Below are 9,813 nucleotides of genomic sequence, written 5' to 3' on the forward strand. Positions count from 1 at the left end.
GGTTCACGGTCCAGGGCAGCACGGCCAGGCCGAGCGCATGGGCGTCCTGCACCAGCGCCGGCGTGAGCTCACCGTAGGCCGGCGACCAGATCACCGGACCGCCGCCGTCGCCGGCCGCGGCCTTCACGAGCTTGGGCGCCGAACCGAAGTCCTCGATCTTCAAGCCCGCGGTCCAGCGGCTGTCCTTGAGCGTCCGGGCGCTCGTCAGATAGGCGCGCGGCAGCCCCGGCGCGTCGCGGCCGACGAGGGCCAGAGAGCGCCAGTCGAAGCTCTGGACCGTCACGCGCTGCGCCATGCCGGCCTTGTCGATCTCGGCCAGCAGGGCGCGGACCATCTGTTCGGGGGATGCGGTTTCTTCCGGGCGGCCCGGGTCCAGCTTGGTCTCGATGTTGAAGCGGACCGCGGTCGCGCCCAGTTGATTGACGCGCGCGAACAGCGCGGCGAGTGTCGGAATGCGTTCGCCATCGGCCCAGAGCTGCTTGGGGAAGGGCTTGCCGTAGCTGCTCGCGGGATCGATCCGGCCGACGTCGTAGGTCTGCAACTGCGCCAGCGTCATCGAGCGGATGGACGGTCCCTTGGCCTTGAGAAAGTCGCCGCGGGCATCGCGCGTATGGTCGGGGTTCAGCACCGTGTCGTGCGAGATGACCACCACGTTGTCGGCGCTCAGGCCGATGTCGAGTTCGAGCGTCGTGACGCCGATCTCGATCGCGTGGGAAAACGCGCTCAGCGTGTTCTCGGGCGCCAGCGCGCGGCCGCCGCGGTGCGCCTGCAGATCGACATTGCGTGGCGTGGCGGCGGGGGGCGCCGCACACCCGGCGATCAACATGGCCGAAGAGACGAGGCCGAGTGCGAAGCGGCGCGAAGTGCGAGTCAGCCCAGGCAGGGGGAGAGCAAGAGATAGCGCGGAACCGGCTTTGCCGGGCCGCTGGTATCGCCCCCTCGAGGGGGAGGCGCCGCAGGCGCTCCGGGGGGGAGTCATTTCAGTACCACCGTGATGCCGTCTTCTTGGACCGTGATGTCGCCGATCTCGTAGGTCTTGCGCCCGACGGTGAGCTCTTCGGGCTTGAAGGTGCGCAGCGGCTGGTCGCGCAGCAGCTCCTGGGCGACCACCGCGCCGATCTGCTGCAGCCGCTCGGCATCGCGGCCGGTCAGGCCCTGCAGTTCGATCCGGTCGGCCTGCGGCCGGTCGAGCCGCACGGCACGCGCAGCGGGGTCGTACTTGAGTGCGCTGCTCACCGAGACGAGGCCCTCCACCGAGGGCGGCCGCAGCAGCGGGCTGGCGATCGAGAGCACCGCGGTGATCGCCGCCCGGTTGTTGCGGGCGTCGAGCGACAGCTGTGGGTCGCGCAGCGCCACCGTGAAGATCTCGGCATAGCGCTGCTGAACCGGGAAGCGCTTGGCTACCTGCGCCTGCAATTCATCGCGGCTGGCGGTGTATTCGCTGGTGAAGAAATTGAAGCCGGCCAGCGCGGCGAGCGGGGCGGGAAGGGCCACGACGCCCAACAAGGTGCGCAGCAGCCGTCGACGGGAGGAAAGCGGGCGGAGTGGCATACGGCTCGGAGCTTGCCACAGGCCGGGGGTTCCCCGGCCGCGAAACCTCAATCGTGCAACGATGAAAGAAACTGTTGCAGCTCCGGGGTGCGCGGATTTCCGAACAACGCCGCCGGCGGCCCCATCTCGTGCACCCGGCCCTGGTGCATGAAGATCACGCGGTCGCTGACCTTGCGGGCGAAACTCATCTCGTGCGTCACCATCAGGAGCGTCATGCCCTCGACCGCGAGCGATTCAACCACCCGCAGCACTTCGCCCACGAGTTCGGGGTCGAGCGCAGAAGTGATCTCGTCGCACAGCAGCACCGCCGGCTCCATCGCCAGCGCGCGGGCGATCGCCACGCGCTGCTGCTGGCCGCCCGAGAGCTGGTCCGGCATGGCATCGAACTTTTCGGCCAGGCCGACGCGGGCGAGCAGCTTGCGCGCCTGCGAGGCGGCCTCGATGCGGCTGCGCTTCTTGACCAGCGTCGGCGCCAGCATCACGTTGCGCCCGACCGTCAGATGAGGGAACAGGTTGAAGCTCTGGAAGATCATGCCCACATGCTGGCGCAGTTCGCGCATGGCCATCGCGCTCTCGTGCAGCAGCGGCTTGCCGTCGACTGTGAGCGAGCCTTCCTGGAACACCTCGAGGCCGTTGATGCAGCGCAGGAGCGTGCTCTTGCCCGAGCCGCTCTTGCCGATGATGGCGATCACCTCGCCACGCTTGACTTCGAGGTCGATGCCCTTGAGCACCTCGTTGCTGCCATAGGACTTGCGCAGCGCCGTGATGCGCACGATGGGTGCGGCGGACGGCCGGGCCGCGGGTTCGGCTTCGGCTTCGGATGCGGGGGCTTCAGCGACGAGCGACATGGATCTTCCTCTCGAGGTTCCTGGCGTACAGGCTCACGGGAAAGCACAGCACGAAATAGAGCAGGGCGACGCAGCTGAACACCACGAAGGGCTTGAAGGTCGCGTTGGAGATCATGCTGCCGGCCTTGGTGAGCTCGATGAAGCCGATCACCGAGGCCAGCGCGGTGCCCTTGATCACCTGCACCAGGAAGCCGACCGTGGGCGCCACTGCGATGCGCGTGGCCTGCGGCAGGATCACGTGGCGCATCTGCTCGCGAAAGCTCAGCGCCAGGCTGCCCGAGGCCTCCCACTGGCCCTTCGGGATCGAGGCCACGCAGCCGCGCCAGATCTCGGCGAGAAAGGCGCTGGTGTAGAGCGTGAGCGCCACCGAGGCCGCGGTCCAGGCCGAGACGTCGATGCCGAGCAGCGCGATGCCGAAGTAGGCCAGGAACAGCTGCATCAGCAGCGGCGTGCCCTGGAACACCTGCACGTAGAGGCCGATGAGCCGATCGACGACAGGCCCGCCCGACAGCCGCGCGAACAGCAGCAGGCCGCCGACCACGCCGCCGCCGACGAAGGCGATCAGCGACAGCGCCACCGTCCAGCGCAGTGCCAGCAGCAGGTTGCGCAGGATGTCCCAGAGCGAAAAGTCCGACATGAGCGATTCACTTTCCGAAGAAGTACTTGGGACCGGCCCAGTTCAACAGGCGGCGTGCACCCACCGACAGCGCCAGGTAGATCACGGTCGCCACGATGAAGGCCTCGAAGGCGCGGAAGTTGCGGCTCTGGATCAGGTTGGCGGCATAGCTCAGTTCCTCGGTCGAGATCTGGCTGCAGACCGCCGAACCCAGCATCACGATGATGATCTGGCTCACCATCGCGGGCCAGACCTTCTTCATGGCCGGCGGCAGCACCACCCGCGTGAACACCTGCACCTTGTCGAGCGCCAGGCTCACCGCGGCCTCGATCTGGCCGCGCGGCGTGGCCTCGATGCCGGCGCGGATGATCTCGGTCGAGTAGGCGCCGAGGTTCAGCACCATCGCGATCACCGAGGCCACCTCGGGCGACAGCTTGAAGCCCGCGGCCGGCAGGCCGAAGAAGATGAAGAACAGCTGCACGATGAAGGGCGTGTTGCGGATCAGCTCCACATAGCTGCCCACCACCCAGCGCAGCCAGGTGGGGCCGCTGGCGCGGGCCCAGGCACAGCCCACGCCCACCGCCATGCCGATCACGGTCGCGATCGCCGTGAGCGCCAGCGTCCACAGCACGCCCCTGACGAGCAGGGGCCATTGGCCGAGGACGGCGCCGAAGTCGAATTCGATGCCCATGGCTCAGTCCGCCGCCGGGTCGCCCCAAGGCGGACTGCACGCCCTCGGGGGGCGTTGAGTACACGAAGTGACGAGCATGGGGGCCTCGTCCTTTCAGACCGGCAGGTCGCCGGCCGGTCGGCCGAGCCATTTCTTCGCCATCGCGTCGAGCGTGCCGTCCTTCTTGGCGTTGGCGATGATCTCGTTGACCTTGGCCTTCAGCGGCTCCTCGCCCTTGGCGATGCCGATGAAGCAGGGACTGTCCTTGAGCAGCAGCTTGTACTCGGCGCCGAGCTGCGGGTTCTTCTGCATCATGTCGCCGGCGACCGCGGCGCTGGTGGCCAGGGTCTGGGTCTGGCCGGCCACGAAGGCCGCGATGGTGGCGTTGTTGTCCTCGAAGCGCTTGTACTCCAGGCTGGTCGGCGCGACCTTGGCGAGTTCCTGGTCCTCCATCGCGCCGCGCGTCACGGCCACCGTCTTGCCGCCCATGTCGGCGAAGCTCTTGACGTTGAGGCTCCTGGCCGCGTAGACGGCCTGGAAGAAGGGCGCATAGGCGGCCGAGAAGTCGATCACCTTCTCGCGCTCTGCGTTCTTGCCGAGCGTGGAGATCACGAGGTCGGCCTTGCGGGTCTGGAGGTAAGGGATGCGGTTGGCGCTGGTCACCGGCACCAGCTCCACCTTGACGCCGAGCTTGCCCGCGATCAGCTGCGCCATCTCGACGTCGAGACCCTGCGGCGTCATGGTCTTGTCGACCGATCCGTAGGGCGGGTAGTCGGTCGGTACCGCGATCTTGATGAGCTTTGCCTTCAGCACGTGGTCGAGTGCGGTCTGGGCGTGCGAGACGCCGGTGGCGAGCAGTGCGGCCGCGGCGAGGGCGAGCGCGATGCCGCGCTGGGGATGCTTCATGACAGGGCTCCTGGGTAGTCGATGAATCGTCGGGTGAAGGAACGGCCGTGGCCGCCTTGCGTCCCTTTCGCAGGAGCGGGTATGCAAGAGCTGTGCCTCTGCGCTTGCACCGTGTCGACGATGCGTGCTTGCCTGGACGCCAGCGCCGATGGGCGACCCCAAAAAAAAAGGCCCGCACGAGGCGGGCCGAACCTTGATTGCACTTGCAGCAATAACTTGCAACTCGATTTTCGCGCGGTCCGGCCCTTTCGGGTGTAAAAAATTCACATGCCTTCGGCTACAAACCCATGAACTCCGAGATCCTCCGCACCACGGATTTCGAGGCCGGCCTCGACAGGCGCGTCGGAGGGGGTGGCGGGGCCCGGCGGGCAGCCAGCGACTCCAGCGTTTCGGCAACCCTGATCGAAGCGCCGTCGCCCCGCCGCCTCCAGGCCCTGGCGATCTGAACCAGTTCGGCGGGGCTCAGCGGCCGCAGGAGGCGCTCCTCGGCGGTGGGCAGGCCCTGCCTGCGCGCAGACGCTTCGGGCGGCAACCGGGGCCGCCGGCATCCAAAGAGACCGTCGGGCGCGGGGTCGGGCCGCCGGGAAAAATGCAAGGACTCCATGTAACCCATTTTTACTACCGACTGCGCGCGATGGAAGCGCACTAAAGGTGTAGGCCTTGATCAGATATCGGCCAGCACGGGGGCCAGCAGCTTCGCTGCTCCCTCGAGAAGCGCGAACTCCTCGTCGGACAGAGGCAGAGGCGCGGGGTCGAAATGGCTCAGCGTGCCCCACAGGTCACCGGCCAGGGAGAGCAAGGGGACGCTGTGATAGGAGACGACCACCTCCCGGTAGGCGTGGCCTTCCAGCCTCGCGTCGGCGGACGAGTCGTCGGTGCGGAAGGCCTCATCGCGCAGGACGAACTGGCAATAGCTCTTGTCGAAGGGCACCGCGGCGAGGAATTCGGGCCTCATCTTGCCCTCCTTGTCGTGCAGCAGGACATTCCTCAGCACCGGACCGGCAAAGCGATAGACCGCGGTGTACCGATGGGGGACGCCGGCATTGAGATAGGCCAGGGCCTGCAACGGCCCCTCGGCATCGAGGACGGCAGAGAACGCCTGCAGGTCGCGAGCCATGGCCATGCCGCGTCGTTGCGCAGGCGCTACCTCGCCTCGATCGACGCCAGGGACTGCCGGCTGTTTTCCGCCAGGAAGTCGGGCGCCGCGCCCAGCAACCCGGCGGCCTCTTCGACCAGGCGACGGATCAGCTCGCCGGCGCGCGGGACGTCGTGGATCAGGCCGGATGCCTCGCCCGCGATCACGGCGGCCGTGTCGAAGTCGCCCGAGGCTCTTGCTGCGGCGTATCGCTCGCCTTCCGTGCCCAGCGCACGCATCAGGTCGACTTCCCGCCCGGCCCAGCGCCGCAGGTGATCGTTGTGCAGGCATCGGCCCGTGAACGGCGCCGGCCAGACGTTGCGGCGCGAGATGTCGAAGACGATGCTGCGCAGGCTGTCATCGCCGCTTGCCTCGACGATGCGGCGCTTGGCGGCGTCGAAGCCGGCCGCCTCGACCGTGGCATAGAAGCGCGTGCCGAGGGCCACGCCGCTGGCGCCGAGCATCAGGGCGGCCGCCAGGCCGCGCCCGTCGGCGATGCCGCCGGCCGCCACCACCGGCACCTCCGGTCCCGCGAGGTCCACCAGCGCCGGCACCAGCGCCAGGCTGCCGCGGCTGACGCCATGGCCGCCGGCCTCGGCACCCTGGGCCACCAGGATGTCGGCGCCTGCGTCCAGCGCCTGGCGGGCCATCGCCTCGGTCTGCACCTGGCACACCAGCTTCGCGCCCGCGGCCTTGATGCGTGGCGCGAACGGCGCCGGGTCTCCGAACGACAGCCAGACGGCGCTCGGGCCCTGTTCGAGCGCGATGTCCAGCAGACGGGGCTGGCGCGCCAGGCTCCAGGTGATGAAGCCGACGCCGAACGGGCGGTTGGTCTTTCTGGCCGCGGGCACGAGTGCGGCGAGTTCGCGCCGCAGCCATCCTTCCTCGCCGTAGCCTCCTCCCAGGAAGCCATAGCCGCCGGCGCGGGTGACGGCCGCCGCCAGAGGCGCATCGGCCACCAGGTCCATGGCGGCCAACAGGACGGGGTGCTCGATGTCGAGCAGGCGCGTGACTGCAGTCTGGAGTTGCATGCGAACTTCCCTCGGATGGAAGCCCTCAGCTTAGTGGCCGGATCGCGTTTCTGGAAGCGAGCGACCGAAGCGCGGGATGCCTGCCATCCCCAATCCGGGGGAGGTCGCCGGCTGCGCGACTCAGTCCATCTTGGCGCCCGAAGCCTTCACCGCCTTGTCCCAGCGCGGCGTTTCGGCCGCCAGGAACCGGGCGAAATCCTCGCTGCCGAGGAAGGCCGGGTCCGCACCCTGGCTCACCATGCGCTCGCGCACCTCGGGGCTGGTCAGCACCTGCCTGAACGCGTCACTGAGCTTGGCGACCACCTCCCTGGGCGTGCCCGCGGGCGCCAGGAAGCCGTAGAAGCCGACCACCTCGAAGCCCTTGATGCCGGCCTCGATCACGGTCGGCACGTCGGGCAGCGCCGGGTTGCGCGCCGCGCTGGTCACGGCCAGCGCGCGCACCTTGCCCTGCTTGTGGTAGTTGGCCGCCTGCGGGATCGACTCGGCCATGAACTGCACCTGGCCGCCCATCAGGTCGGTGAAGGCCGGCGCGCTGCCGCGGTAGGGGATGTGGACCATGAAGAGGCCGGTGGCGCTCTTGAACATCTCGGGCACCAGGTGGCTGATGCCGCCGTTGCCGGCCGAGCCGTAGTTGATCTGGCCCGGGCGCGCGCGGGCGTAGTCGATGAACTGGCGCAGGTCGCTCACCGGCAGCTTGGGCGTCACCAGCAGCGCGAGCGGTTGCATCGCGGTGCGTGCGATCGGCGTGAAGTCCCGCAGYGTGTTGTAGGGCAGCTTGGCGTACAGCGCGCCGTTGATCACCGCCACGCCGGTGTTCGCCAGCATCAGCGTGTAGCCGTCGGGCGCGCTCTTGGCCACCGCCTCGGCGCCGACCGAGCCGCCGGCGCCCGGCTTGTAGTCGACGATCACGGGCTGGCCCAGCACCGCCTGCAGCCGGTCGGTGAGCAGGCGTGCGTGCTGGTCGAGCGGACCGCCGGCCGGGAAGCCGATGACGACCTTGATGGGCTTGTCGGGAAAGGCTGCCAGGGCGGCGGCCGAGGCCGTCAGCCACAGCAGCGCGGCGATGCCTTTGCGGGCGATGTTCATGGGTGTCTCCTCGTTGCGAGGAGATCATAAACAGCGCCCCTGCCGCGGCCGGGCTTCRGGACTTGAGCGTCGCCTTGAAGGTGATTTCCGGCACGCTGGCCAGCGCCTTCGACAGCGGGCAGCCTTCCTTGGCGCCGGTGGCGAGCTGCTGGAACTTCGCCTCGTCGATGCCCGGCACCACGGCCTCGAGTTCGAGCTGGATGCGGTCGATCCTGAAGCCCGGACCGTCCTTGGCCAGGCGCACGGCCGCCCGGGTGTCGATCGAGGTTGCCGTGAGGCCGGCGCCTTCGAGTGCGAAGGCGAAGGCCATCGTCAGGCAGCCGGCGTGCGCCGCGCCCAGGATCTCCTCGGGGTTGGTGCCGCGCTTGTCGTCCTCGAAGCGGCTCGCGAAGCCGTAGGGGAAATCCTTCAGCGCACCGGTCTCGGTGCTGATCAGGCCCTTGCCGGTCTTGCCGGCGCCTTCCCAATGAACGCTTGCGTGCTTGTCTGCGGCCATGGAAGCTCCTTTTCGAATGGGTGGAGAGCCTGCCCTTTTACGGCAGATCGCGCGCCGCGTCTGTCGGTCGATGGCGGTAGTCGCGCCGGCCCTGTGGCCGAAGTCGCTCAGGTGACGCGCGTCGGGGCTTCCCCGATGCGGCAAGGTCACGGAGCATCGTAGGCTCGCACGCACTTAGGAGACTGTATGGATCGCCCGCATTACAAGTTCTGGCCCCAGCGCCTGCCCCGTTCGATCACCGTGCCGGCGACGTCGCTGTGGCACAACCTGGCGGTCAACGCCGCGCGCTATCCCGCCAAGCCCGCGCTGGTCTTCTTCGGCAGCGAGATCAGCTACGCCGAGTTCTCGGCGCAGGCCGAGCGGCTCGCCGGCACCCTGCATGCCCTGGGCGTGCGGCGCGGCGACCGCGTGATCCTCGACATGCAGAACTGCCCGCAGCTGGTGATCGCCCATTTCGCGATCCTGCGCGCCAATGCGGTCGTGGTGCCGGTCAATCCGATGAACCGTGCCGAGGAGCTCAAGCACTACATCACCGACCCCGATGCGAAGTTCGCGATCACCACCGGCGACCTGGCGCCCGAGCTGGCCAAGGCCAGCAATGCGCTGGAGCCCAAGGATCGTTTGGCGCACATGATCGTCACCCAGTTCACCGATGCCTTCGACCCCGAAGTCACGGGCGACGAGGCGCCGGCGCCGGCCTGGCGCGACTGGCTGCTGACCCGGCATCCCATGCCGGCCCTGGAAGGCGGCGCGGTCATGACCTGGACCGATGCGCTGGGCGCCGGCCATGCGCCGCCCGAGCACGTCGTGGGTGCCGGCGACATGGCGCTGCTGCCCTACACCAGCGGCACCACCGGCCTGCCCAAGGGCTGCGTCCACCACCATTCGAGCCTGATGCACAACGCCTGCGCCAGCCAGCTGTGGGGCCTGGGCTCGGCCGAGGTGGTGGTCCTGGCCGTGGTGCCGATGTTCCACATCACCGGCGTGGTCAGCATGATGCACACGACGGTGCTGGTCGGCGGCACGCTGGTCATCATGCCGCGCTGGGACCGCGACGTGGCCGGGCGCCTGATCTCGCGCCGCAAGGTCACGAGCTGGACCAACATCCCGACCATGGTCATCGACCTGATGGCCAGCCCCAATTTCGCCAGCTACGACCTGAGCAGCCTGAGCTACATCGGCGGCGGCGGGGCCGCGATGCCGCAGGCCGTGGCGCAGCGCCTGTACGAGCAGTTCGGCCTCAAGTACCAGGAAGGCTACGGCCTCACCGAGACTGCCGCGCCCTCGCACGCCAACCCCTTCGAGAACCCCAAGCAGCAGTGCCTGGGCATCCCCTACATGAGCACCGATGCGCGCGTGGTCGACCCCGACACGCTGATCGAGATGCCGGTCGGCGAATCGGGCGAGATCATCATCCACGGGCCCGAGGTGTTCCAGGGCTACTGGAAGCGGCCCGACGCCACGGCGGCGGCCT

11 protein-coding genes and 1 pseudogene are annotated in these 9,813 nt (G+C 68.6%); 2 read left to right on the forward strand and 10 right to left on the reverse strand.

The features are described 5' to 3' along the window. The 6 genes from AC1D2K_RS21615 to AC1D2K_RS21640 form a co-directional block, all read right to left on the reverse strand. Positions 1-826, reverse strand: an 826-nt coding sequence (locus tag AC1D2K_RS21615; RefSeq protein ID WP_478090879.1) for a glycerophosphodiester phosphodiesterase, incomplete at its 3' end; no start/stop codon positions are given. Between the two features lie 149 nt (positions 827-975). Next, complete coding sequence (locus tag AC1D2K_RS21620) at positions 976-1,494, reverse strand: DUF1439 domain-containing protein (protein WP_478090880.1); 519 nt, start codon at positions 1,492-1,494, stop codon at positions 976-978. Positions 1,495-1,598: 104 nt separating this feature from the next. Then, a complete protein-coding gene (locus AC1D2K_RS21625; RefSeq protein ID WP_478090881.1) occupies positions 1,599-2,399 on the reverse strand; it encodes an amino acid ABC transporter ATP-binding protein in 801 nt (266 codons plus the stop codon). Continuing rightward, complete coding sequence (locus AC1D2K_RS21630; RefSeq protein ID WP_478090882.1) at positions 2,383-3,036, reverse strand: amino acid ABC transporter permease; 654 nt, start codon at positions 3,034-3,036, stop codon at positions 2,383-2,385. Before AC1D2K_RS21630 ends, AC1D2K_RS21625 begins: the two co-directional genes overlap by 17 nt. 7 nt (positions 3,037-3,043) lie before the next feature. After that, entirely contained in the window at positions 3,044-3,706 is a 663-nt protein-coding gene (locus AC1D2K_RS21635; RefSeq protein WP_478090883.1) for an amino acid ABC transporter permease, read from the reverse strand. Positions 3,707-3,799: 93 nt separating this feature from the next. Beyond that, positions 3,800-4,591, reverse strand: coding sequence for a transporter substrate-binding domain-containing protein (locus AC1D2K_RS21640; protein ID WP_478090884.1), 792 nt, complete (start codon positions 4,589-4,591; stop codon positions 3,800-3,802). 287 nt (positions 4,592-4,878) lie between these two features. Between AC1D2K_RS21640 and AC1D2K_RS21645 the strand changes: the two genes are divergently transcribed. After that, positions 4,879-5,037, forward strand: a complete 159-nt coding sequence (locus AC1D2K_RS21645) for a hypothetical protein (RefSeq protein ID WP_478090885.1) — start codon at positions 4,879-4,881, stop codon at positions 5,035-5,037. A 218-nt stretch (positions 5,038-5,255) separates the two neighbouring features. On the opposite strand, the gene AC1D2K_RS21650 is transcribed toward AC1D2K_RS21645, so the two are convergent. From AC1D2K_RS21650 to AC1D2K_RS21665, 4 genes and pseudogenes are all read right to left on the reverse strand, one after another. Further along, positions 5,256-5,714 carry a GAF domain-containing protein gene (locus tag AC1D2K_RS21650; protein WP_478090886.1) on the reverse strand — a complete coding sequence of 153 codons (459 nt, stop codon included), beginning with the start codon at positions 5,712-5,714 and terminating at the stop codon, positions 5,256-5,258. 20 nt (positions 5,715-5,734) lie between these two features. Continuing rightward, positions 5,735-6,757: an NAD(P)H-dependent flavin oxidoreductase gene (locus tag AC1D2K_RS21655; protein WP_478090887.1), complete on the reverse strand. Its 1,023-nt coding sequence runs from the start codon at positions 6,755-6,757 to the stop codon at positions 5,735-5,737. A 120-nt stretch (positions 6,758-6,877) separates the two neighbouring features. After that, complete coding sequence (locus AC1D2K_RS21660; RefSeq protein WP_478090888.1) at positions 6,878-7,843, reverse strand: Bug family tripartite tricarboxylate transporter substrate binding protein; 966 nt, start codon at positions 7,841-7,843, stop codon at positions 6,878-6,880. Between the two features lie 64 nt (positions 7,844-7,907). Continuing rightward, positions 7,908-8,339, reverse strand: a pseudogene (locus tag AC1D2K_RS21665) (OsmC family protein); the annotation flags it as partial. Positions 8,340-8,525: 186 nt separating this feature from the next. Here AC1D2K_RS21665 and AC1D2K_RS21670 point away from each other — a divergent pair. Continuing rightward, positions 8,526-9,813 (forward strand): AMP-binding protein (locus tag AC1D2K_RS21670; protein ID WP_478090889.1); only part of this gene is annotated, 1,288 nt, incomplete at its 3' end.

Source organism: Variovorax sp. P1_H12_2 (assembly GCF_056405335.1).

Excerpts from the sequence above, each read along its gene's own strand:
- AC1D2K_RS21625 (WP_478090881.1), bottom strand. The coding sequence starts at position 2,399 with ATGTCGCTCGTCGCTGAAGCCCCCGCATCCGAAGCCGAAGCCGAACCC.
- AC1D2K_RS21630 (WP_478090882.1), bottom strand. The coding sequence starts at position 3,036 with ATGTCGGACTTTTCGCTCTGGGACATCCTGCGCAACCTGCTGCTGGCA.
- AC1D2K_RS21635 (WP_478090883.1), bottom strand. The coding sequence starts at position 3,706 with ATGGGCATCGAATTCGACTTCGGCGCCGTCCTCGGCCAATGGCCCCTG.
- AC1D2K_RS21640 (WP_478090884.1), bottom strand. The coding sequence starts at position 4,591 with ATGAAGCATCCCCAGCGCGGCATCGCGCTCGCCCTCGCCGCGGCCGCA.
- AC1D2K_RS21645 (WP_478090885.1), top strand. The coding sequence starts at position 4,879 with ATGAACTCCGAGATCCTCCGCACCACGGATTTCGAGGCCGGCCTCGAC.
- AC1D2K_RS21650 (WP_478090886.1), bottom strand. The coding sequence starts at position 5,714 with ATGGCCATGGCTCGCGACCTGCAGGCGTTCTCTGCCGTCCTCGATGCC.
- AC1D2K_RS21655 (WP_478090887.1), bottom strand. The coding sequence starts at position 6,757 with ATGCAACTCCAGACTGCAGTCACGCGCCTGCTCGACATCGAGCACCCC.